This window comes from Vibrio sp. V31_P5A7T61, assembly GCF_009904895.1.
GTDB lineage: Bacteria > Pseudomonadota > Gammaproteobacteria > Enterobacterales > Vibrionaceae > Vibrio > Vibrio metschnikovii.
Map to the genome: position 1 here is coordinate 1 of NZ_WXWI01000017.1, position 25,085 is coordinate 25,085.

The following is a 25,085-nucleotide window of genomic DNA, read 5'->3' on the forward strand; positions in this document are numbered from 1 at the left end:
GTATAACGCCATACTCAAAGAGGAAGCGTTAACTCATCCATCAAAAACCGACAAAATACAATGACGAAAAGGGATAAAAAAAGCCCAAGCTAACAGCTTGGGCTTTTTATAATATATCGACCTAGGTCTATTTTCGACGATCTTTCACCATGGTCATTAAACGCTTACGTTTACGTTCTTGAGATAACGTCAACTTGCTCACTTTGTTCTCAAATGGGTTTTCACTACTTTGGAACTGAATACGAATTGGCGTACCCATGATTTCTAATGATTTACGGTAATAGTTCATTAGATAGCGTTTATAGGAATGGGGCAGTTCATTAACCTGGTTACCATGAATAACAATGATCGGTGGGTTATAACCACCTGCGTGAGCGTACTTCAGTTTAACGCGTCGACCACGAATCAGTGGTGGCTGGTGATCATCGGTTGCCATTTTCATGATACGAGTTAATACCGAGGTTCCCACTCGTGTCGTGGCAGAACGATACGCTTCTTGTACCGACTCAAAAAGGTGACCAACTCCGGTACCATGCAGCGCCGAGATAAAGTGAATACGAGCAAAATCAACAAATCCTAAGCGGCGATCCAACTCTTTTTTCACACGCTCTTTGATATCATTGCTCAAGCCATCCCATTTGTTGATCGCAATGACCACCGAACGTCCAGCATTTAAAGTAAAACCGAGTAGGCTTAAATCTTGATCAGAGATATTTTCACGAGCATCGATCACTAATAGCACAACGTTAGCATCTTCTATCGCTTTAAGCGTTTTAACAACAGAAAATTTTTCTACCGTTTCATTGATACTTTTACGACGACGCACACCCGCGGTATCGATCAAGACATACTCACGATCGTCACGCTGCATTGGAATATAAATCGAGTCACGTGTGGTGCCGGGCATATCATAAACCACAACCCGTTCTTCACCTAAAATACGGTTAGTGAGCGTTGATTTACCTACATTAGGTCGACCGATAATGGCCAGTTTAATCGGTTGATCTTGTAACCTTTTGAATTCTGCTTCCGCTTCTTCTTCAGTGTATTCCAACTGCTCGGGCTCATCAGTATCAACAAACTCCGTCAGATCTTCTAGATTCTGTAGATCTTCGTTCATCTGCTCTGCGAGCGGATTCAACGCGCGATCGATAAGAACAGCAACGCCTCGACCATGGGCTGCGGCAATTTGGTACATCTGCGATCCCATCCCGAGCTGCCAAAATTCAGCGCAGGCCGCATCAGCATCAATACCATCGACTTTATTCACAACCAAAATCGCGTTTTTCTCAATACGACGCAAATGCTGAGCAATGGCTTCATCGGCAGAAGTTAACCCAGCACGACCATCAACCATGAACAAGACGACGTCCGCTTCGTCGATCGCCGCCAATGATTGCTGAGCCATTTTAGTTTCAACGCCTTCTTCTGTGCCATCAATACCACCGGTATCAATCACGATGAATTCGTTTTCACCTAATTTTGCTTGGCCATATTTTCTGTCGCGGGTTAAACCGGGGAAGTCCGCTACCAGTGCATCTCGTGTACGGGTGAGTCGGTTAAATAGCGTCGATTTACCTACATTTGGACGCCCAACAAGAGCAACAACAGGTATCATAACAACCTCAATAATAATTCTTTCTTATGTAATTATACTCAAATGATTTTGCTACTCGGTACAAAAGTTTAGTATGACAAACACATTTGGGTATACAAACTCAAGGTTTATTGCAGCAAAACGGCTCCTGGCTGTATACAGCCAGGAGCCGAATGTGAATTATATCACGATTTATTGAGTGATAGTCAGTTTCTTTATTTTACCATCTCGCGAGACAATCAAGTAGCCATCGTCAAGTGCAAGGGGACCGACTGCAAAACCGCTTTTACTGACGAATTGCTGAGCCACAAATTCGCCGCTATTGCGATCCAACCAGTGAAGGTATCCCTCACTATCACCAACAACTAGGTAACCATCAATCAATTTAGGCGCCGTTAACAGTCGGTGCTGTAGCTGATTATTCTGCCACAGTTCCGTCCCGCTACGTGCATCAACGGCAACGACATGATCTTTATCAGTAACTAAAAACAGACGGCGGCCATCGCTGACCATATCCGTCGTTGACGAATAATTGCGTTTCCATACCGCACTACCTGAACGCAAATCAATTGAAATTAACTGCCCATTAAAACCGATGGCGTACAAGTTAGCTCCAATGATCAATGGCGCAGCATCAACATCAACTAAGCGATCAATTTCGGTTGCGCCTTGCGGTTGACCTATCGGCTGTTGCCAAATTAATTGACCACGTTCAATAATCGCGGCGGCAAGACGACCGTTAGAGGTTCCCCAAAAAACACCACCAGAAGCGGTAACAGGCCGACTATCACCACGTAGGGTTAAGCTGGGTACTTCGGTACTGATGGTCCATTTTTGAGCGCCATTAGTACTGTCTAACGCAAGCAATATGCCTCGACTGGTATTCACAATCACTAAGTTACTGTCTGTAGCAACCGAAGCCAGTACTTCACCGGCTACATCGACACGCCAATTCAGCTCGCCCGTTTCGGCATCTAAAGCCAGGACTTGACCGTTTTCACTGCCGATAAACAGCTGATTGTAAGCGGCAACAATGCCCCCAGATAAACGCGCTGGCATATCTTGTCTTACATTAACACGCCATAATGTTTTCCCGTCATTGGGATCAAGGGCTTTGACTTCGCCATCACGACTAGCAACAAACACTTTACCATAAGCGTATTCAGGAGTCAGATTAGAGAAAAAATGACCGACTCCCCGACCAACCGAGTTACTCCAAATGGGTTGCGGTGTAAACTCACTACTCACACTAGGTAGCGGAGCCATAATGATATTTTCTTCTTCCCCAGCACATCCGCCTAACAAACCGATTACGGCCGCAGACAAAAGCACTTTGTTGAATATTTTTTTCATCAACAGATGCCCTTATCTGGCTAGATCATCGAGTTTCAGCTGTAATGTTTGGCTAGCATTACTCGATTGTTGAGCTTGTGAATAGGCTGCATAAGCCGCGTCTTTATCTCCTTTACGGAGTGCAATATCACCACGTAATTCAGCAACACGTGCAGCCCAACTTGCCTCAGTAATCGTTGTTAATTCAGCCAACGCGGCATCAAATTGCTGCTGCTCAGCCTGCAAACGTGCAATACGAAATGCAATGACAGGGGTTAATGCGGCGTCTTTCGTCGACTTCTTAGCCCATTCAAGTTGCGCTAACGCCTCATCTAACTGCCCAGCATCGGCTTGTGCTTTAGCAAGCTGCATCGCCGCTAAAACAGCGTATTCTGATTTCTGATGATTATCGATAAAATGCTGCAAATCTGACTCAGCTTGCGCCCCTTTAGCTGAAAAGTTAGCGATAGCTTTGCTATACGTTTCAGACATTGTTTCTTGACCCGTCGTAGTTGAATGCTGGTAATAACGCCATCCAAACAAACCGCCAAGACCAAGTACCGCACCAAGGAGAACGGCTTTACCATTCTCTTTCCACCAATCTTTTATCGCTTCAACTTGTTGTTCTTCGGTATCGTAGAGTTCCACTTCCTGTCCTCTTAAATAAGAAATCTCAAAAACATGCGTTTAAACGAGATGAGCCAATTGGCTAGCAATATCAGTTTGAGATAACGTGGTTTGCTGACCACCAAGTAAATCTTTTAGTACTACCGTCTTTTCAGCGATCTCGTTTTCACCAAGTACCAGAGCGACCGCAGCACCAACTTTATCTGCACGTTTAAATTGTTTTTTGAAGTTACCACCACCACAGTGGTTCATCACACGTAAACCCGGAACTTGCTCACGCAGTTGCTCAGCGAGTTTCATTCCAGCCATGGTGGTACCTTCACCCGCCGTGACAATATAAACGTCTACGCTACGCCGCACCTCTGTATTACCTAAGGTTTCCATCATCAATACCAGACGCTCAAGCCCCATCGCAAAACCAACTGCCGGAGTCGCTTTCCCTCCGAGCTGTTCAACTAAACCATCATAGCGGCCACCGCCACACACAGTGCCCTGAGAGCCTAAGCTTTCTGTTATCCATTCAAAAACCGTTCGATTGTAATAATCTAATCCACGCACTAAACGTTGATTAACGGTGTATTCGATACCTGCCGCGTCAAGAAGTTCACACAAACCGCTAAAATGTTGTTTCGATTCGGCATCTAAGTAATCAGCCAATTCGGGCGCATCGCCAAGTATCGCTTGAACGTCTGGATTTTTACTATCCAGAACACGCAATGGATTGGTATACATGCGGCGTTTGCAATCTTCATCCAATACATCTTGATGTTGTTCTAAATACTCAATCAACGCGCTGCGATAATCCGCGCGAGCCGCTAATGAACCAATCGAATTCAGCTCTAGTCGCACATGCTCAGCAATACCAAGTTCACGCCATAGACGTGCTGTCATCATGATCAGCTCGGCATCAACATCTGGGCCATCGATACCAAATACTTCAACGCCACATTGGTGGAACTGACGATAGCGACCTTTCTGAGGACGCTCATGACGGAACATTGGTCCGATATACCATAAACGCTGCTCTTGGTTATACAGCAGGCCATGTTCAATTCCTGCACGAACGCAACCGGCTGTTCCTTCAGGACGAAGGCTTAAGCTATCGCCATTACGGTCAGCAAAGGTGTACATCTCTTTTTCAACCACATCGGTCACTTCACCAATAGCACGGCTAAAAAGTGGCGTCATTTCCACGATGGGCATACGCACTTCGCTATAGCCATAGGCACTAACGACATTTTTAACTGCGTTCTCCACTTTTTGCCAAAGTGGAGATTGAGTCGGGAGGCAGTCGTTCATGCCTCGAATTGCTTGAATAGTCTTTGCCAAAATATTTACCGTAATATCGTGAGGTTAATCTTGCTCGATTTGCTGAATAGCAATACGATTTTTCGTGTCTAACTGAGCTGCTTTTGAACGGATTCTAGCTTCGAGCTGAGCAACGAGATCGTCATTATCAAAGCGCTCTTTCTGACGAACACCATCTTCATAGAAGGCACTTTTTTTATTACTGCCAGCCAATCCTAAGTGGGAGACTTCTGCCTCACCAGGGCCGTTGACGACACAACCAATGATCGAGACATCCATTGGGGTTAACACATCTTCCAAACGCTGCTCAAGTGCGTTAACCGTACTGATCACATCAAATTCCTGACGAGAACAACTTGGACAAGCGATAAAGTTGATCCCACGAGAGCGAATGCGCAGTGATTTCAGAATATCAAAACCGACTTTAATCTCTTCAACAGGATCGGCCGCTAAAGAAATCCGTAGCGTATCACCGATACCTTCAGCCAACAGCATCCCTAAACCAACTGCCGATTTAACTGAACCCGCTCGGGCACCACCCGCTTCGGTGATCCCTAAATGAAGAGGTTGATCGATTTGTTTGGCCAATAACCGATAGGAATCTACTGCTAGAAAAACATCCGAAGCTTTAACACTGACTTTGAACTGATCGAAGTTTAGCCTGTCGAGAATATCGACATGGCGCATCGCAGATTCAACCAGAGCTTCAGGTGTCGGTTCACCATATTTAAGCTGAAGGTCTTTTTCTAATGAACCACCATTAACACCGATTCGAATCGGAATGCCTTTATCACGGGCGCAGTCGACTACCGAGCGGATCCGAGCTTCATTACCGATATTACCAGGGTTAATCCGTAAACAATCAACACCATACTCGGCCACTTTTAAAGCGATTCGATAGTCAAAATGAATATCTGCCACTAAAGGAATCGAGACCTGTTGCTTAATTAACTTAAATGCTTCGGCAGCATCCATAGTAGGAACCGAGACACGGACAATATCTGCGCCCACTTTCTCCAACGCTTTTATTTGAGCGACGGTCGCAGCCACATCTGTGGTTCTGGTGTTAGTCATGGATTGTACGGCGATAGGCGCGCCATCGCCAATAGGTACGTTACCCACATAAATACGTGTAGAGGGGCGACGCTTAATAGGAGACTTGTGTTGCATAATTTCGTCTAAGGTAAGGTGAATCTAGCTACTCTGCCTGAAGTATACCCAGAAAGGTCGACAGGTTCACTCGCAAATGTGACAGAAACACCTTCTGGTGCTCCAAGAATGACACTAATCGGGGTTTCACCACGCACCTTGATCGATTGGCCGGCTTTTTTAACGCCGGTAGACAGCGTTTTGCCAGTGGCATCTTTAACTTGAATCCAACAATCAGCGCTAAAAGTCATGCTGAGCAAATTACTCTCGTCAGCGTTGACCGGCGTATTTTCGGTGGTAGCTGGTGTGATGGATGGCTCCGCTTCTAAGATAGGCTCAACGACGGCCCCTTCCTCTTCTGCTTGCTCAACCGCTGATACCTCATTACCGACAGTCAGGTCACTCACCGTCGGTAGCTGATCCAAAATAGGGTCGGCCGACGAAGACTGCGGATTGGTTTGCTCAGTAATCAATGAACTGCGCTCACTCGATGAAGTGAGATTATTGTGTTGGTTATTCTGCCACCACCACAGTGATGACATACCAATAATCACCAATACAATAACCCAAGTGATCAACATGATACGACTATCGTGCTGATCACGTTTCGTTTTTTTAGAAAAGCTTTGCATCTTCTGCTCTTGAGGCTCAATCACATAGTGCACCTCATAAGCTTCGACGACTTCAGCAGCCGAGAGTCCGACGGCTTTAGCATAAGAACGCAGATAACCACGAGTAAAGGTTGCCACCAAATCAGAATCAAATTGGTTATCTTCAATGTTACGAATAATCGCCACCCGCAAACGTAAGCGATCGGCCACTTGCTTTTGACTCAATCCTAAAGCTTCACGTTTCTGCTTAAGCAGCGTACCAGGTTGTTGAACGTTCGGCGTTTCGTCAACGATAGTCTCTTCTTGCTGTGTATTCATCCGCGCTATCAATCTCTTTTATTCGTGTTCGAACCGAAGCCTACGCTGTTATTTTTGTCTCTATTCGTTAGTCGCGTTTAAGCTATCAGTGTTCCAACAGGGAAAATGGTTTCATCCAATTCACTTAAGTTTCAATAACGCCGACTTCCGTACTGATTTTGCTTATACAGCGAGGAAATTGCATTATTACTCATCAACTAATTTGGATATCACGTTTGTTCGATTCGACCGCTACATCGAATGGGCTATCATTAAATCATTCTAATGGATCTTAGGCGGTAAACAACATTGATTTGAAAAAGAAATTACAGCTAGGTCAAGATTTTTCGTTAAATTGACATAAAAAAGCCATAATTTGCCACTGTGAGCTAAGAATCCTACTATGCATCAAAACACCTTACGCAGCCTATTTCAGTTAATAGCATGATTCTATCAAGGTGCTCGATGACCGATAAAAACTGAGCATCTATTGGCTTATAAACTCAAAATCTAACTCGACTTGTTTAGCCGTTTTCTCTTAACAATAACGCCAGCGAAAAGGCTGGCGTTATTAAAAAGGTTTATAAGGTTTTTACGGGAATAATCTGCTCAGGCTGCTGCTTTAATTTCGTCCGTTTGGTTCTGTCTATCACATCACCAACTAACTGACCGCAGGCAGCATCAATATCATCACCACGTGTTTTACGTATTGTCACGGTATGCTCATACTGCATTAAGGTTTTCTGAAAACGATCAATGCGTGAGTTACTGGGTTTTTTATACGGTGAACCTGGATAAGGATTAAACGGGATCAGGTTAATTTTACAAGGCGTCCCTTTCATCAACTGAGCCAGCTCATGCGCATGTTCAGTGCCATCATTCACATGATCCAACAAAACATATTCGACGGTTACTTTACCGCGATTGGCGTTAGAAGAGGCAATATAACGGCGCACTGAAGCAAGAAAATCTTGAATATCCCAGCGATCATTAATCGGCATAATTTCGCTGCGTAGTTTATCGTTAGGTGCATGAAGTGAAATCGCTAATGCCACGTCAATTTGCCCGGTCATTTGATCTAAACCAGAAACGACACCTGAAGTAGAGACCGTCACACGACGTTTCGACAAACCAAAACCGAGGTCATCAAGCATAAGTTCTAACGCAGGAATGAGGTTTTTCATATTGAGCAACGGCTCACCCATGCCCATCATTACCACGTTGGTGATCGGACGGCGGCCTGTTTCTTTTTCCAAACCAATTTCACGTGCTGCACGCCAAACCTGACCAATAATTTCCGAAACGCGTAAATTACGGTTAAACCCTTGCTGAGCGGTTGAACAAAACTTACATTCCAGCGCACAACCAACTTGTGAAGAGACACACAATGTGGCGCGATCTTCCTCGGGAATATAGACGGTTTCGACATCTTGATCTCCGACTCGCATTGCCCATTTAATCGTGCCATCACTGGAGTATTGAGCATCGGAAACGTAAGGCGCTCGAATCTCACAGTGAGTCTGTAATTTCTCACGTAGGTTTTTGTTAATGTTGGTCATTTTTTCGAAGTCATCACAACCGAAGTGATAAATCCACTTCATGATTTGATCAGCTCGAAACGCTTTTTCACCCAATTCTTCTGCGAAATAAGTACGTAAGCCTTTGCGATCAAAATCGAGCAGATTGACTTTTTCAGTGGTCATGTGGCCTCTCCAAGATGGAACTAGAATTAAGGGCGCGAATTGTACAGCCTTTATTCAATGACAACAAGCACAGTAAAACCCTGAATTTTTTGCGACATTATTGGGATAGGAAAGCGGTTCTAGTCGATGATTAATCCCTGATGAGGCAGGACTCATCAGGGGTCACCAATAAACACGGTGATTAACTATTTACCTTCAGCTTAACGCTTACTTTATACCGTGGTAAAAGCCATCCAGCTCTGAGTCTTGATGGTGCCATTTGGGTTATACGGCAACTCACTCACTGCGTGGGCAAATTTCAGCGTCGGGAAAAAAGAACTCAATTTCACGAGCAGCCGAAATAGGACTATCGCTGCCGTGTACAGAGTTATAACGCATACTCAGCGCGTAATCAGAGCGTATCGTGCCACATGCCGCTTCTTCCGGATTAGTTTTACCCATTAATTCACGATAACGAGCAATCGCATTTTCTCCCTCTAACACTTGGACCATGATCGGACCTGATGTCATAAAGGCTTTTAGATCATTAAAGAACGCTTTTCCTTCATGCTCAGCATAAAAACCGCTCGCTTGATCTTCGGTTAAATGAACCATTTTTGCCGCGATAATTCTCAATCCCGCTTTTTCTATACGATGGTAAATCTCGCCGATTAAGTTACGCTTTACTGCGTCAGGTTTGATAATTGAAAATGTTCTTTCAAGAGCCATAAGATGTCCTTTTTGGATTTTGATAGTAAATAGTAAGGCTAATTGATACGTACTCCAATCGCTTACTGCTACCTTTAGCGACAGATGAGTCACTCCCTAACCACATAGATAACCATGTCATAGGAGCTACTCAACGCCGTCAATACCGCTGTAATAGCAAAAAAGAGTACAAAACGGGGCAATCAACGCTGCCCCTTGGTTACTTATTATTTGGCCTGATCTAATAAAATACGCGCAACGGTCTTAACGCCCATCGCTGTTGCCCCAGCGGCCCATTTATCACTGGCGGATTTACGATACGTTCCCGCGCAATCGACATGTAGCCAGCCTTGCTGGTAATCGTCAACAAAGTAGGATAAGAAAGCCGCTGCCGTACTTGCACCCGGTGAATAATCACCAGAACAAATATTGGAGAGATCAGCAAAGTTCGAGGGCAACATATCACGGTGAAAATCAGCTAATGGCAGAGCCCATAATCCTTCATGCTCTTCTTGAGCTGCATTGAGCGCTTGTTGACTCAAAGCTTGGTCGAAGCTCAGTAATGCGTGGTAATCATTACCTAACGCATTTTTTGCAGCTCCCGTTAACGTTGCACAATCGATGATCAATTGTGGTTTTTGCTCTGAAGCGTAAATCAAACCATCAGCTAAGACTAACCGCCCTTCGGCGTCAGTATTCATAATTTCAACGGTTTTGCCGTTTTTATAGGTGATCACATCACCCAATTTTAATGCACGGCCAGATACCATGTTCTCAGCACAGCACAAAATGAGCTTAACGCGTTTATTCAAACCGCGCATGATAGCCAGCCCCAGGGCTCCGGTGATGGTTCCTGCTCCGCCCATATCCGCTTTCATCGAAGACATAAAATTAGACGGTTTTAAACTATAGCCACCAGAGTCAAAGGTAATGCCTTTGCCAACTAAGCAGGCAAATACAGGAGCATTATCATCGCCCGTTGGGTTGTAGTCTAATTGCAACATGGCAGAAGTGCGCTCAGAACCTCGACCTACCGCATAAATGCCTTCCCAGTTTTCCGTCAATAGGTCTTTATCTTTTACAATTCGATAAGAGACGTGATCCGGAGCTAGTGACTTAATAAACTCGGCAGCCATGGTCGCTAATTGACGAGGAGCCACTTCTTCAGCACTTTTATTGATAATATCGCGTGTCCAATCCGCCGCTTTAATCCGTGCTTCAAGTTCAGTTTGATCGGCGCTGGCTAACGACTCCCACTGTAAGGTATTTTTCTTTTTAGGATCACGATAACCTTGGTGAAATGCCCAAATCGTTTCTAAGGTCCATGCTGAACCGGATAAATGTAACGAACGCAATCCTTGGCCATCTAATTTACGTGCTGCACGCTGAATGGCATTGAGATCATTCTCTTTCGATAAATGAATGGTCGCGCCCTGCTCTGAGAATGAGACGAGGGCTTTTTCTCCCCACTGAGGCTGGGCTGACTCTAGACTAATAAATACAGGCATCTGTGTAGACATGGTTTCTCCTTGTCCTATATGGTGTGGCCCTAATAGATATATTCCTTTGTTTCGTTACACTACCGCGCGATTACCGCTCTTGTAACGAGTTGAGAATAACTACTCTCGGATATATCTGAATCACAACGAATAATCAACCTAACGATGTTAACATTTTGTCGCGTAAAAATACCCACTGGATAAAAAAACGGACCATGAGGTCCGCTTATTTTGCTTAAAATTGTTAACTCAACACTGATTTGATGGCTCGCTGCCGACTATATTATTGAGCTTTCTTTGTGCATTTGCCACAAAGGCGACATATTACGCAATTGAGTCACTGCGCTACGAATATGTTCAATCGCATAATCTATTTCATCTTCGGTCGTAAAACGGCCAAATGAAAAACGAAGCGAGCTGTGTGCTAATTCATCATCCAAACCCAGCGCACGCAATACATAAGAAGGATCTAAGCTAGCAGACGTACAAGCACTGCCTGAAGAAACCGCAAGATCTTTCAGGGCCATTAACAACGATTCGCCTTCGACAAAAGCAAAACCGAGATTAAGGTTATGAGGAACACGCTGCTCTAAATCACCGTTAATACTCACAGCTTCGATATCTTGTATGCCATTAAGTAAACGGTCACGTAAAGTTTTAGCATGTTGATAATCATGCTCCATCTCTTGTTTAGCGATGTTAAACGCTTCTCCCATCCCAACAATTTGATGGGTCGCCAGTGTTCCTGAGCGGAAACCGCGCTCATGACCACCACCATGCATCTGTGCTTCAAGATAAATACGCGGCTTGCGACGCACAAAGAGAGCCCCAATACCTTTAGGGCCATAAATTTTATGCGCTGAGAGTGAGATAAGATCGACTTTCATTGCTTGTACATCGATCTCAACTTTGCCTGCGGATTGAGCCGCATCAACGTGAAAGATGATATTTCGATCACGACACAGCTCACCAATCGCAGTGATATCCTGAATCACACCAATTTCATTGTTGACATGCATCACCGAAACTAGCACGGTATCATCACGCATGGCGGCTTGTAATTGATTTATATCGATCAATCCACGACGGTCAGGCTGAAGATACGTCACCTCAAAACCTTCCTGTTCTAGCTGGCGAGTAGTATCTAATACTGCTTTATGCTCAGTTTGACAGGTGATGATGTGCTTACCTTGGTTAGCATAAAAGTGCGCCGCACCTTTAATCGCCAAGTTATTCGACTCTGTTGCCCCTGAAGTAAAAACAATTTCACGCGGATCGGCATTAATAAGTTCAGCAACTTGTTCACGCGCCGTATCCACCGCTTCTTCTGCCTGCCAGCCATAACGATGCGATCGAGAAGCAGGATTACCAAACGTCCCATCCATCGTCATATGCTGAATCATCTTTTCGGCCACGCGCGGATCAACCGGACAGGTGGCCGAATAGTCTAAATAAATAGGCAGTTTCATTTTTTATTTTACTCCAGTGTAAACATTGCCGCTATGAGCGAACGTTAAGACCAAAGGAGGCTGCACCAATAGTGACAGATTGAGAATGCTTATTGCCATTCCCTTGGTTCGCCGCAAGGTGCATGCCTTGGCGGTCAGAAATTTGTAAGACTTCGTTATCAACCATCAACTCACCGAGTGTGATGTTATTTAAGAAGTCGCTAATACGTGAGCTGAGGTCACACCATAACGTGTGAGTAAGACAACGAGTGCCACCTTGGCAATCACCTTTACCATGGCATTTCGTCGCATCGACAGATTCATCCACCGCCGCGATAACCGTACCAATAGAAATGGTACTCGCTTCTGCGCCTAAACGATAACCACCGCCAGGACCACGAACACTAGCAACCAAGCCAGCTTTACGTAATTTAGAAAATAGCTGCTCTAGATAAGACAGGGAAATACCTTGTCGCTCTGAAATGTCCGCTAGAGGTACTGGGTTTTGCTGCGAATTTAGCGCCACATCTAACATGGCGGTTACCGCGTATCTTCCTTTAGATGTTAATCTCATATTACACCATATCCACATCGATTATGTGGTTGAGATTCTTCCATACCCGACTAATTCAGTCAAGTATTTAATTGACTGAATTAGTCGGGTATTTAACCTTAAATTAATCAGGTGATTAGCGACAATTAAGGCAGGCGCATTTTTTTCTCTACTGCAGTCAATACGCCACGTAAGATATTAATTTCTTGCGCTTCAGGGCGAGCTCGGCTGAATAATCGGCGGAGCTTGTTCATTACCTGCCCTGGCTGTGAAGGAGAGATAAACTCACTTTCCAACAACACTCGCTCTAGATGCTGATAAAATCGGTCCAGTTCTTGATGACGAGGATAGTCCACCACTGTCGGTGATGAAAACTCACTCTGTTGATGTGTTAAATGAGCAACGCGAATCTCGTAACATAACGTTTGCACGGCCATCGCTAAGTTTAATGAGCTGTATTCGGGGTTAGCAGGAATGCATACATGATAATGACAAAGCTGTAACTCTTCATTGGTTAAGCCTGTTCTTTCACGACCAAATACTACCGCAACAGGATGGGTTTGACCTTCAATCGCAAATTGTTCGCCACACTGACGAGGATCAAGCATCGGCCACTCTAATGTACGTGAACGGGCGCTGCTACCAACGACTAACCCACACTCAGCAACCGCTTCACTCAGCGTGCTGACGATCTGCGCATTTAACGCAATATCACTGGCACCCGCAGCTAACGCGATTGCTTGAGCATCTACTGCGCATTCAGGTGCGACTAATACCATCTGACTTAGGCCCATCACTTTCATCGCTCTAGCCGCTGAACCAATGTTTCCTGAATGTGATGTGCCCACTAAAACGATTTTAACATTGTCTAACATGACGTTAATTTACCATCAATCTATCGCTAATCTCGCCGTCGATGATGACACTCACTCGTTGATTCGCGTTGACGAGCGAGTCCATCTTAACTTTAACGGTATTAAATTGGCTTGAAGGGTTGGCTAAGTAACTCGAGAATAATCCATACAAAAACGGTTACTTGGCGTTCGTTGTTCGATAATAACATAAAGAAAAATGAAATGATCAGGCCCGTTGTCGGCCGAACCATTAAGCGAGCAAAAAATAACCACTTCCTTTTTGGTATGATTTTGCTATAATCCGCTCCGCTTTTTTCGTTCTTTAACATCCGTTGGGAAACTCGTATGCATCCAATGCTAAACATTGCTATTCGCGCTGCGCGAAAAGCAGGTAATCATATTGCTAAATCTCTAGAAAACGCTGACAAAATTGAATCCTTTCAAAAAGGAAGCAATGACTTTGTTACTAATGTCGACAAAGAAGCGGAAGCGCTAATCATTGCTACCATCCAAAGCTCTTACCCTGAGCACTGCATTATTGCCGAAGAAGGCGGTCTTATCGAAGGTAAAGATAAAGACGTACAATGGATCATCGACCCACTGGATGGAACCAATAACTTCGTGAAAGGTATCCCTCATTTTGCGGTATCGATTGCCGTAAGAATGAATGGTCGCACCGAAGTTGCCTGTGTTTATGACCCAATGTTAAATGAACTATTTACTGCTCAACGCGGCTCTGGCGCTCAATTAAACAATGGTCGTATTCGCGTTAAGCCATTGAAAGATCTGCAAGGGGCTATCCTTGCGACTGGTTTCCCATTTAAGCAAAAACAACATTCTGAGTCTTACCTAAAAATTATTTCTTCTTTGTTTGTTGAGTGCGCTGATTTTCGTCGTACTGGCTCAGCCGCCTTAGATTTATGTTATTTAGCGTCTAACCGTGTCGATGGCTACTTTGAGTTAGGTCTTAAACCATGGGATATGGCGGCAGGCGAACTGATCGCTCGTGAAGCCGGGGCCATTCTGGCCGATTTTGCTGGCGGTACTAATTACATGCAATCAGGCAATATTGTCGGCTCAAGCCCACGTGGTGTAAAAGCGATTTTGCAACACATCCGTGAAAACGGAAACAGTGCGATTTTTAAATAACCGTTCTATTGCCAAACAATCAGCATGGCACCAATCATCCATGCTCGCTTGATAAAAAAACCGCTGAATATTCAGCGGTTTTTTTGTTACTGGTGAAGACGAATCTCACTGTCACCTGTCAACCTTAAGCTAAGGCAACTCATCCAACTCAGCACCCTCTTTTTCTATAGGTGCTGGAATAAGATGCTCACGGGTAATACCAAGCTTTAACGCTAACGCCGAAGCAACGTAGATAGAAGAGTAAGTACCTACCGTGATCCCCAACAGTAATGCGGTAGCAAAACCATGGATATTCGCACCACCTTGGACAAATAATGCGATCACCACAAACAACGTCGTGCCTGAAGTAATTAACGTCCGACTGAGTGTTTGCGTAATGGAGCTATTCATTACTTCCGCTGAATCGCCTTTACGCAACTTACGGAAATTCTCACGAATACGGTCAAAGACCACTATCGTATCGTTCAACGAATAGCCGACCACCGTTAGTAAAGCGGCCACGATCGTTAAATCAATTTCGATTTGCAGTAACGAGAAAATACCTAGGGTGATAATTACGTCGTGAGCTAGAGATAATACGGCCCCAGAGGCTAAACGCCATTCAAAACGCATTGAAACGTAAAGCAAAATACAGATCAGTGAGGCTAAAATTGCTAAGCCTCCCGCTTCTGCCAGCTCATCACCAACGTTAGGACCAACAAACTCGATCCGGCGCATCTCAACGCTTTCACCCGTTCCCTCTTTGATGGCATTCAGAATTTGGTTACCGAGCGTTTCTCCAGCGACCCCTTCACGAGGGCGCAAACGGACCATTACATCACGTGCTGAACCAAAGTTTTGTACTGTTGCATCACCAAATCCACGCTCATCAAGAGCATGGCGAATTTTCTCCAGATTCGCTGGCTCGGCAAAACCCACTTCTATCAGTGTTCCGCCAGTAAAGTCCAATCCCCAGTTTAACCATTTGGTGGATAAGGTAAAAATTGACGCGCCAATCATCAATAGCGATAAGACAAACGTAAACTTTGACCAACGCATAAAGTCGATCGTTTTCTCTGCTTTCAGAATTTGATACATAATGATTCCTAGCCTTAGATCGACAATTTATTAATACGTTTCCCGCCATACAGCAGGTTAACTACACAACGCGTACCGATAATCGCGGTAAACATCGACGTTAAGATACCAATCGATAAAGTAACAGCGAAGCCTTTGATCGCACCAGTACCCACCGCAAACAAAATAATCGCCGTGATCAGCGTCGTGATATTCGCATCAGCAATGGTACTAAACGCATTGGCGTAACCTTGGTGGATCGCTTGTTGCGGATTACGACCTTCACGTAGCTCTTCACGAATACGTTCAAAAATCAGCACGTTAGCATCTACCGCCATACCAACCGTTAACACAATACCGGCAATACCGGGTAAGGTCATGGTTGCTCCGGGAATCATCGACATAATGCCGATAATCAACACTAAGTTGGTCAACAAGGCTAAGTTAGCAATCAAGCCAAACGTACGATAGTACAGTGCAGTAAAGATCATCACCGCAAACAAACCCCAGATACAAGCTTGAATACCCATGTCGATATTCTGTTGTCCCATTGACGGGCCAATCGTCCGCTCTTCAACGATCGAAATCGGTGCGATTAATGCGCCTGCACGTAGTAATAACGCTAAATTTTGAGCCTCAGCCGCCGAGTTGATGCCAGTGATTCGGAAATTACGCCCCAATGCTGACTGAATCGTCGCTTGGTTGATGACTTCTTCATGCTTTTCTAAAATCACTCGGCCATCGTCGGTTCTTTCACCACTGTCTCGATATTCAGCAAATACCGTTGCCATCAGCTTACCAATATTATTTCTTGAGAAAGCCGACATCTTACTGCCACCTTCACTATCAAGAGAAATATTAACCTGTGGGCGACCGTATTCGTCGGCACTTGAACTGGCGTCAGTAATACTTGAACCACCCAAAATGACTCGACGTTTTAAAACAACAGGACGACCATCGCGATCCAGTTTAATTTCACTACCTGCAGGCACTCGACCTGCCGCTGCGGCAGCCAGATCAGCCGTAGCGTCGACTTCACGAAACTCAAGGGTTGCCGTCGCACCTAAAATTTCTTTCGCACGTGCAGTATCCTGTACGCCAGGTAATTCAACCACAATCCGACTCGCGCCTTGACGCTGAACTAAAGGTTCTGCAACCCCTAATTCATTGACACGATTGCGTAAAATAGTGATATTTTGCTCAACCGCGTAGTTGCGAATCTCTTGTAAACGGGCGTCTGTAAATTTGGCTACCAAGAGGAAGCGCCCATCACGATCAGAAGCGGTAAAATTCATATCACGATGATTCGCCTCTAATAGACGGCGAGTTTCTTCAAGCTGAGCGGCATCGCGTAAAATGATCTCGACGGAATCCGCTTGACTACGGATCGCACGGTAGCGGATCTTCTCATCGCGCAATTCACTACGAAAAGCTTCTTCTTGTTGGCTGACTAATCGCTCCATTGCCGCGTCCATGTCCACTTCCATTAAAAAGTGAACTCCGCCGCGTAAATCAAGGCCAAGTTTCATCGGCGCTGCGCCAATGGATTCTAGCCAACGAGGAGTGGAAGGCGCTAAGTTCAGCGCAACAATGGTGTCATTGCCTAAAGCTTCATTAATGATGTCACGAGCACTGATTTGGGTATCAGTGTCATTAAAACGCACCAAAATGGAGCCATTTTCGAAAGCAATGGATTTATGAGAGAGTTGCGCTTTATCGAGCGCTTCAGTGACAGCATCCAGCGTTGACATATCTACAGAGGCGCCACGCGCCCCTGTAACTTGAATAGCCGGATCTTCACCGTAAAGATTAGGAAGTGCGTATAAAGCAGAAATGGTAATGGCAAACACAACCATTAAGTACTTCCATAACGGATAACGGTTTAGCACAGCGAGGATCCTCTAGCTGTTTTACAAAGATTTAAGTGTACCTTTTGGTAACACGGCAGAAACGAAGTCTTTTTTGATCACAACTTCATTATTGTTGTTCAATTCAACAGAGATAAAATCGTTATCATCAGCGATTTTAGTGATTCTTCCCACTAAACCACCACTGGTTAAGACTTCATCACCTTTCGCCATTGAGGCCATTAGACTTTTATGCTCTTTCACTCGTTTAGACTGTGGGCGGTAAATCATAAAATAGAAAATTACCGCAAACATGCCAAGCATGATCAGCATTTCGAAACCACCACCCTGTGATGCACCTTCACCTGCTGCGTGCGCTACAGAAATTAGACTCATTGAGAAACGTCCTCTAAGTTATTGTTTGTAATATTTGTAGGTATTGGGCCGCACTAAGACAAATTCAAGCCATGAATAGACCCTTCAGGATAAATCCATCTCAGTGCTTGCCATTACGCTTGTTCGATTTGTAGCGGCGGCACTTCGCGTTGACGGCGTGCGTAAAACGCTTCTACAAATTGATCAAAGCGATCTTCGTCTATCGCTTTACGAATACTTTCCATCAATCGTTGGTAATAACGTAGATTGTGAATAGTATTCAGACGAGCGCCAAGGATCTCATTACAACGATCCAAATGGTGCAAGTACGACTTAGAATAATTTTTGCAAGTGTAACAGTCACAGTGCGGATCCAGTGGTGTTGTATCTGTTTTATGTACTGCATTACGGATCTTGATCACACCACCGGTCACAAATAGGTGTCCGTTACGAGCATTTCGTGTTGGCATCACACAGTCAAACATATCGACGCCACGACGCACACCTTCTACTAAATCTTCTGGCTTACCCACGCCCATTAAGTAGCGAGGCTTATCTTCAGGCAGCTGAGGGCAGGTGTGTTCTAAAATACGATGCATATCGGGCTTGGGCTCTCCAACCGCAAGGCCACCGACCGCATAACCATCAAAACCGATTTGTGTCAGTCCTTTCACTGACTCATCACGTAAATCTTCGTATACGCCACCCTGAACAATGCCAAACAGTGAATTGGTATTGTTGAGCTTATCAAAATGGTCACGAGAGCGCTGCGCCCAACGTAATGACATTTGCATCGATTTTTTTGCTTCTTCATGCGTCGCAGGGTAAGGCGTACATTCATCGAAAATCATTACGATATCTGAACCTAAATCTTTTTGGATTTCCATCGATTTTTCAGCATCCATAAAGATTTTGTCACCGTTTACAGGGTTGCGAAAATGCACGCCCTCTTCGGTGATTTTGCGAATTTCGCCCAAACTGAAGACTTGGAAACCACCAGAGTCAGTCAGAATCGGGCCTTGCCAATTCATAAAATCGTGCAAATCACCATGCATTTTCATCACTTCTTGGCCTGGACGTAGCCAAAGATGGAAGGTATTACCCAGCAAAATTTCAGCACCCGTTTCTTTAACTTCTTCCGGAGTCATGCCCTTTACTGTGCCATAAGTACCAACAGGCATAAAGGCCGGGGTTTGTACGGTGCCACGTTCAAAGGTCAACTGACCTCGACGCGCATTGCCATTTTTCTTTTTCAGTTCAAACGTTAACTTCACAAAGCCTCCAATGTCAGAGAAACAGTCTGACGATATTAAGGGATCAAGCTTAAGCCTGATTTTTTTCAATAAACATCGCATCACCATAGCTGAAGAAGCGATATTTCTGCTCTACCGCATGCTGATAAGCAGCCATAGTGTGTTCATAACCAGCAAAGGCACTGACTAACATAATCAGCGTCGACTCTGGTAGATGAAAATTGGTGATCAATGCATCAATCAATTGATATTGATAACCAGGGAAAATAAAAATATCCGTGTCACCAAAAAAAGGCGCTAACGCTGTGCCTTTCGCAAGTGCATCTTGCGCTGCACTCTCTAAAGAACGCACCGAGGTTGTCCCAACCGCAATCACTCTGCCACCACGAGCCTTGGTCGCTGCAATTGCCGCAACCACTTCTTCTGGTACTTCAACGTATTCAGCATGCATATGGTGATCATGAATATTTTCCACGCGCACAGGTTGGAAAGTACCCGCGCCGACATGCAAAGTCACATAGGCAAACTCAACGCCTTTAGCTTGAATTTGATCCAATAATGCTTGGTCAAAATGTAGCCCTGCTGTTGGTGCGGCAACGGCGCCCGGTTTTTGATTATAAACCGTTTGATAGCGCTCTTTATCGGTTTCTTCATCGGGACGATCAATGTATGGCGGCAAAGGCATATGACCAATATGGTTTAAGATTTCCAAAACCGTTTGCTGGGCATTGAATCGAATCTCAAACAAGGCATCATGGCGTGCAACCATGGTCGCTAAATATTGGTCCTGCTCACCCAGATACAGTTCCGCCCCCGGTTTAGGCGGCTTGGAACAACGAACATGCGCTAAAATAGAGTGCTCATCGAGCATACGCTCAACCAACACTTCTAATTTACCACCACTGGCTTTACGACCAAATAAACGAGCTGGGATAACACGAGTATTGTTAAAGACTAATAAGTCTCCTGGCTCAATATAATGCAACACATCGGTAAATGTGCCATCAACCCGTTCACCGGTGGTGCCATTTAATCGCAGTAACCGACTATCAGTGCGCTGCGCTTTCGGGTAACGAGCGATTAGCTCATCTGGGAGGTCAAAGTGAAAATCTGAAACTTGCATGGCTCTTTCTTAGTTATTGATAAGGTTAGCGACGGTTCATTTCGCGGCGCAACAGTATATACCCAAGCTCCGGCAAGATACAGGATTGTCAGCAGCTAGGATACGTTCCATCGATTAAGGATTGTAATCAAAAGTGACTTAGCGGCTTCTCTGTTGCGATTACCAGTAAAAGCTGACTTAACTCTCAGATATTAACCACAAACAAACCTATACTAAATATCAACAGACCGCGCGCCACGTTACGTTCATTGGCCAGTTAAACTTGGTTACCGATCATCGAAAGGAAAAGGAGTTGGTTATGATCAAAGTTGAAGACATGATGACTCGCAACCCACATACTTTGTTGCGTACCCACACAATAGCCGACGCCCGAAATATGATGGAAGCATTAGATATTCGTCATATTCCTATTGTCGATGCCAATCGCCGGTTATTAGGCATTATTACTCATCGCGATGTATTGGCAGCACAAGAGTCGAGTCTATACAATAAAATCACCGATACCTCACATACCGAAACGACCCCTTTGTATGAGGTCATGCACACGGGCGTCATGTCGGTCGCTCCACAAGCCGGCCTAAAAGAAAGTGCTATCTACATGCAACGGCATAAAGTTGGCTGTTTACCGGTGGTCAACAAAGGCGAGTTGGTCGGGATCATTACCGATAGCGACTTCGTCGCTATTGCGATCAACTTGCTAGAATTACAAGAAAACAGCGAGCCCGACGAAGTCGATACGGATAACGACTTTGAGCAAGACGTTTTGTAGCTGGTCAATAGCTAGCCGATAGAATAGATAAATAAAAAGAGCATGGTGATCAATACCCTTGCTCTTTTTAGTTTTGAGATAACTTGCTATCACTCAGACAATTAATTGATGCGATAAATTTATTAAAGTTGCAGTTGTCCCCTGCAACTTTACGTCATCAGATTATCACCATGCAGAAGTTAGAACTGCTCTTCTTCGGTTGAACCGGTTAGCGCAGTGACTGACGATTGACCACCTTGAATCGTATTGGTCATTTTATCAAAATAACCCGTGCCCACTTCTTGTTGGTGAGCCACAAACGTATAGCCTTTCTCGGCGGCGGCAAACTCTTTACGCTGAACCATTTCAACATAATGACGCATGCCTTCACCTTGAGCATAGGCATGAGCAAGTTCAAACATGTTAAACCACATGTTATGAATGCCAGCTAAAGTGATAAATTGGTATTTGTAGCCCATATTCGCTAATTCTTGCTGGAATTTGGCGATCGTTTCGGCATCCAGGTTTTTCTCCCAGTTAAACGATGGCGAGCAGTTATAAGCCAAGAGTTGATCAGGGTACTGAGCATGAATCGCTTCAGCAAACTGTCGCGCTTCTTCTAAATCGGGTTTAGCGGTTTCACACCAGATTAAGTCGGCGTAAGGAGCGTAAGCCAAACCACGAGAAATCGCTTGATCGATCCCAGCACGAACACGATAGAAACCTTCAGCGGTACGCTCACCAACAATAAAGTCAGCATCATATGGATCACAATCCGACGTTAATAGATCCGCGGCGTTAGCATCAGTTCGAGCAATCACCAGCGTGGTTGTTCCAGCAACATCAGCAGCCAGACGCGCAGCGACCAATTTTTGCACCGCTTCTTGAGAAGGAACCAGTACCTTGCCGCCCATATGGCCACATTTTTTCACCGACGCCAATTGGTCTTCAAAATGAACCCCTGCCGCACCGGCTTCAATCATCGATTTCATCAGTTCATAAGCATTCAGGACACCGCCAAACCCCGCCTCTGCGTCAGCGACTATTGGTAAAAAGTAATCGATCCCCCCTTCATCTTGTGGAGATTTGCCATTTGACCATTGAATTTGATCAGCGCGACGAAACGCATTATTAATGCGTTTAATAACGCTAGGAACCGAATCGACCGGATAGAGCGATTGATCAGGATACATTGTCCCAGCGGTATTATTGTCCGCCGCGACTTGCCAACCTGAAAGGTAAATCGCTTCGATACCAGCCTTAGCTTGTTGGACGGCTTGTCCTCCCGTCAAAGCACCAAGACAGTTAACGTAGCCTTTTTTAGCACTACCGTTTACCAGTTCCCATAATTTATCTGCACCACGCTGGGCGATGGTATTGGCTGGGGTGACTGAGCCCCGTAAATTAACGACATCTTCTGCACTGTATGTCCGCTTAACGTGTTTCCAACGTGGATTCGTTGCCCAATCTTTTTCTAGTGCTTCGATTTGCTGGCGGCGAGTTAATGTCATGTTCTGTCCCTCTTATCATTGGTTTCGCGTGGCTGATGGCACACGCCGATATCGTCCTTTTCGCCACTCACTTCGATTCAGTGAGCTTTGAAGTTCGGTTTCACGTTACTGTTATTTATTATTGGTTAAGACCGTTCTACGCCAAATAGTCGTAGCCCGGGATGGTTAAAAAGTTACCGAGGTCGTCACTGGTGGTGAGACGTTCAATCAATTCAGCTGCTTCGGTAAACCGCCCCTGATCAAAGCGTGCTTGCCCAACTTCAGCTTTAACGACTTCAATTTCTTGAGCTAAGTAATCACGAAATAACGTTTTCGTGACTACTTGTCCGTTATCTAAGGTTTTACCGTGCTGAATCCATTGCCAAATTGAAGCGCGAGAGATCTCTGCGGTCGCTGCATCTTCCATCAAACCATAAATTGGTACACAGCCATTACCAGAAATCCACGCTTCGACGTATTGCAAAGCAACACGAATATTGTGTCGCATGCCTTGCTCGCTCCGCGGGCCATCACAAGGAGCAAGCAGCGCTTCTGCACGGATTGGCGCATCCGATAAGCGAGTCACATCCAATTGATTACGACGCTCACCCAGCACTTGATTGAAGACCTCCATAGCGGTATCCGCTAATCCGGGATGAGCGACCCAAGTTCCATCATGGCCATTCATCGCTTCCAGCATTTTGTCATGACGGATTTTTTCCAGTACTTGAGCGTTAAGCGCAGGATCTTTGGCAGGAATAAAGGCCGCCATGCCTCCCATGGCAAATGCGCCGCGTCGGTGGCAGGTATAGATCAATAAACGTGAGTAAGCATTCAAAAATGGCTTATCCATCGTCACAACTTGACGGTCAGGCAATACGCGATCAGGGTGTTTTTTCAACGTTTTAATGTAGCTAAAGATATAATCCCAGCGGCCACAGTTGAGCCCCACAATGTGTTCTTTAAGAGCAAAGAGGATTTCATCCATCTGAAACACCGCAGGCAGAGTCTCAATCAACACCGTCGCTTTTATCGTCCCGGTCTCTAAACCAAAATAATCTTCGGTAAAATGGAAGACATCACTCCACCATTGCGCTTCTTGATAAGCTTGGAGTTTCGGTAAATAGAAATAAGGACCACTGCCTTTTTTCAATAACGCTTTATAGTTATTGAAAAAATACAAAGCGAAATCAAATAAAGCCCCGGGAATCGCTTGCTCAGCAAATAGGACATGCTTCTCTTGTAAATGCAGCCCTCGAACCCGACAAATCAACACGGCTGGATCTTCTTTAAGTTGATAGACCTTATCGTTATCTGGATTACGATAACTGATGGTGCCATTCACCGCATCGCGCAAATTCACTTGTCCATCGAGCAGCTTATCCCAAGCGGGTGACATCGAATCTTCAAAATCGGCCATGAAGACTTTAACGTTGGCATTGAGTGCATTGATGACCATTTTACGATCCGTTGGACCGGTAATTTCTACTCTTCGATCTTGCAGATCATTAGGAATACCAAGGATTTTCCAGCTGCCTTCTCGAATATCGATGGTTTGCTCTAAAAAATCAGGCAGGTGACCTTGATCAATACGCTGCTGTTGCTGTTCGCGCTCATTGAGTAACGTATTCACTCGCGACGCAAAATGACGACACAGCTCAGCTAAAAAGGTTTGGGCTTCAACAGGGAAAATGGTGCTATGTTCCGAGGATAGAGCCCCATTAACAACTAATTGATCGTGATGCTTAGCGTTTTCAATGGCTGATGACGATTTATCGGGGGTTTGAGCAAGCATGGCATCCTTCCTTAGAGAGTATCTTTATCTGTCATTTGTAAATTTAGAACTACAAAAAACACAGTAAGCGTATAACAATAATATTGGCGAGTTGTGTTTATAAGCCTGACTTAATCCATCAATGGGTCAAAGGTAAGTCAGCACGATATAACCCAACAAAATCAAGACAAACATTACCCTATAAGCCATTACAATTAAAGAGCGAAAGTTAACACATCGTTAAATTCAACGTTTTATTCCGTTTCAAACTATCGTTTATTATTGGCTTAAAAAATGTAATTTATTACGTAATAAAATTACATCAAGAATTAACCTTGAAAGTCGTTTAAAACAGCCGTTCGATAATTAAATCGATCAGCGATATCGTATTTTCAGGGTTCAAGCAGGATAGATAACCGAATGTTGAAACAATGGAATGAGGAAAAGATGTAAAATTAACCATGTGAAGTTTTACTATTTTATGAAAGCTTCAAAACTTTATCGCTGTAAAATTTGACAAAAAAAGATTCACTAGCAGAGTTAAACTCTATTGAATTAATAAAAAATGGCAAATAAAACTAGAAAAACCGCAAATATATAGAACA

General features: G+C 44.6%; 21 protein-coding genes. 2 read left to right on the plus strand and 19 right to left on the minus strand.

Annotation, left to right across the window (positions count from 1 at the left end):
• Nucleotides 1-127: 127 nt before the first annotated feature.
• From der to trmJ, 12 genes are all read right to left on the minus strand, one after another.
• On the minus strand, nt 128-1,618 hold the full coding sequence (gene der, locus CAG58_RS02410) for a ribosome biogenesis GTPase Der (protein ID WP_158137952.1): 1,491 nt from the start codon (nt 1,616-1,618) through the stop codon (nt 128-130).
• 171 nt (nt 1,619-1,789) lie between these two features.
• Nucleotides 1,790-2,950 carry an outer membrane protein assembly factor BamB gene (gene bamB, locus CAG58_RS02415; protein ID WP_158137950.1) on the minus strand — a complete coding sequence of 387 codons (1,161 nt, stop codon included), beginning with the start codon at nt 2,948-2,950 and terminating at the stop codon, nt 1,790-1,792.
• A 12-nt stretch (nt 2,951-2,962) separates the two neighbouring features.
• Nucleotides 2,963-3,577 carry a tetratricopeptide repeat protein gene (locus tag CAG58_RS02420; RefSeq protein WP_161425941.1) on the minus strand — a complete coding sequence of 205 codons (615 nt, stop codon included), beginning with the start codon at nt 3,575-3,577 and terminating at the stop codon, nt 2,963-2,965.
• Nucleotides 3,578-3,616: 39 nt separating this feature from the next.
• Nucleotides 3,617-4,885, minus strand: a complete 1,269-nt coding sequence (gene hisS / locus CAG58_RS02425; protein ID WP_158144197.1) for a histidine--tRNA ligase — start codon at nt 4,883-4,885, stop codon at nt 3,617-3,619.
• 24 nt (nt 4,886-4,909) lie between these two features.
• Nucleotides 4,910-6,034: a flavodoxin-dependent (E)-4-hydroxy-3-methylbut-2-enyl-diphosphate synthase gene (gene ispG / locus CAG58_RS02430; RefSeq protein WP_004395841.1), complete on the minus strand. Its 1,125-nt coding sequence runs from the start codon at nt 6,032-6,034 to the stop codon at nt 4,910-4,912.
• A gap of 8 nt (nt 6,035-6,042) precedes the next feature.
• Entirely contained in the window at nt 6,043-6,942 is a 900-nt protein-coding gene (locus CAG58_RS02435; RefSeq protein WP_161425942.1) for a RodZ domain-containing protein, read from the minus strand.
• A 560-nt stretch (nt 6,943-7,502) separates the two neighbouring features.
• Nucleotides 7,503-8,624: a bifunctional tRNA (adenosine(37)-C2)-methyltransferase TrmG/ribosomal RNA large subunit methyltransferase RlmN gene (locus CAG58_RS02440; protein WP_004395843.1), complete on the minus strand. Its 1,122-nt coding sequence runs from the start codon at nt 8,622-8,624 to the stop codon at nt 7,503-7,505.
• 276 nt (nt 8,625-8,900) lie between these two features.
• Nucleotides 8,901-9,332: a nucleoside-diphosphate kinase gene (gene ndk, locus CAG58_RS02445; protein ID WP_161425943.1), complete on the minus strand. Its 432-nt coding sequence runs from the start codon at nt 9,330-9,332 to the stop codon at nt 8,901-8,903.
• A 206-nt stretch (nt 9,333-9,538) separates the two neighbouring features.
• The gene (gene pepB / locus CAG58_RS02450; RefSeq protein ID WP_004395845.1) at nt 9,539-10,831 is read right to left on the minus strand and encodes an aminopeptidase PepB; all 1,293 of its coding nucleotides are present in this window, start codon (nt 10,829-10,831) and stop codon (nt 9,539-9,541) included.
• Nucleotides 10,832-11,088: 257 nt separating this feature from the next.
• Entirely contained in the window at nt 11,089-12,279 is a 1,191-nt protein-coding gene (locus CAG58_RS02455) for an IscS subfamily cysteine desulfurase (RefSeq protein WP_161425944.1), read from the minus strand.
• A gap of 31 nt (nt 12,280-12,310) precedes the next feature.
• Nucleotides 12,311-12,832, minus strand: coding sequence for a Fe-S cluster assembly transcriptional regulator IscR (gene iscR, locus CAG58_RS02460; protein ID WP_161425945.1), 522 nt, complete (start codon nt 12,830-12,832; stop codon nt 12,311-12,313).
• A gap of 125 nt (nt 12,833-12,957) precedes the next feature.
• The gene (trmJ, locus tag CAG58_RS02465) at nt 12,958-13,686 is read right to left on the minus strand and encodes a tRNA (cytosine(32)/uridine(32)-2'-O)-methyltransferase TrmJ (RefSeq protein ID WP_154168985.1); all 729 of its coding nucleotides are present in this window, start codon (nt 13,684-13,686) and stop codon (nt 12,958-12,960) included.
• Between the two features lie 324 nt (nt 13,687-14,010).
• Here trmJ and suhB point away from each other — a divergent pair, with 324 nt between their 5' ends.
• Nucleotides 14,011-14,814 (plus strand): inositol-1-monophosphatase, encoded by an 804-nt coding sequence (gene suhB / locus CAG58_RS02470; protein ID WP_158137942.1) that lies wholly within the window; start codon nt 14,011-14,013, stop codon nt 14,812-14,814.
• 129 nt (nt 14,815-14,943) lie between these two features.
• Here suhB and secF read toward each other — a convergent pair whose 3' ends face one another.
• The 5 genes from secF to queA all read right to left on the minus strand — a co-directional run bounded on the left by secF (nt 14,944) and on the right by queA (nt 20,468).
• Nucleotides 14,944-15,891, minus strand: a complete 948-nt coding sequence (secF, locus tag CAG58_RS02475; RefSeq protein WP_154168987.1) for a protein translocase subunit SecF — start codon at nt 15,889-15,891, stop codon at nt 14,944-14,946.
• Nucleotides 15,892-15,905: 14 nt separating this feature from the next.
• Nucleotides 15,906-17,759 carry a protein translocase subunit SecD gene (gene secD / locus CAG58_RS02480; protein WP_083797767.1) on the minus strand — a complete coding sequence of 618 codons (1,854 nt, stop codon included), beginning with the start codon at nt 17,757-17,759 and terminating at the stop codon, nt 15,906-15,908.
• 21 nt (nt 17,760-17,780) lie between these two features.
• Nucleotides 17,781-18,113, minus strand: a complete 333-nt coding sequence (yajC, locus tag CAG58_RS02485) for a preprotein translocase subunit YajC (RefSeq protein WP_072668776.1) — start codon at nt 18,111-18,113, stop codon at nt 17,781-17,783.
• A gap of 113 nt (nt 18,114-18,226) precedes the next feature.
• Entirely contained in the window at nt 18,227-19,366 is a 1,140-nt protein-coding gene (gene tgt / locus CAG58_RS02490; RefSeq protein WP_154168989.1) for a tRNA guanosine(34) transglycosylase Tgt, read from the minus strand.
• Between the two features lie 49 nt (nt 19,367-19,415).
• Nucleotides 19,416-20,468: a tRNA preQ1(34) S-adenosylmethionine ribosyltransferase-isomerase QueA gene (queA, locus tag CAG58_RS02495; RefSeq protein WP_161425946.1), complete on the minus strand. Its 1,053-nt coding sequence runs from the start codon at nt 20,466-20,468 to the stop codon at nt 19,416-19,418.
• A gap of 298 nt (nt 20,469-20,766) precedes the next feature.
• Here queA and CAG58_RS02500 point away from each other — a divergent pair, with 298 nt between their 5' ends.
• A complete protein-coding gene (locus tag CAG58_RS02500) occupies nt 20,767-21,237 on the plus strand; it encodes a CBS domain-containing protein (protein WP_154168993.1) in 471 nt (156 codons plus the stop codon).
• 179 nt (nt 21,238-21,416) lie between these two features.
• Here CAG58_RS02500 and aceA read toward each other — a convergent pair whose 3' ends face one another.
• On the minus strand, nt 21,417-22,727 hold the full coding sequence (gene aceA, locus CAG58_RS02505) for an isocitrate lyase (RefSeq protein ID WP_154168995.1): 1,311 nt from the start codon (nt 22,725-22,727) through the stop codon (nt 21,417-21,419).
• 136 nt (nt 22,728-22,863) lie between these two features.
• On the minus strand, nt 22,864-24,501 hold the full coding sequence (aceB, locus tag CAG58_RS02510) for a malate synthase A (RefSeq protein ID WP_158137940.1): 1,638 nt from the start codon (nt 24,499-24,501) through the stop codon (nt 22,864-22,866).
• Between the last annotated feature and the right edge of the window lie 584 nt (nt 24,502-25,085).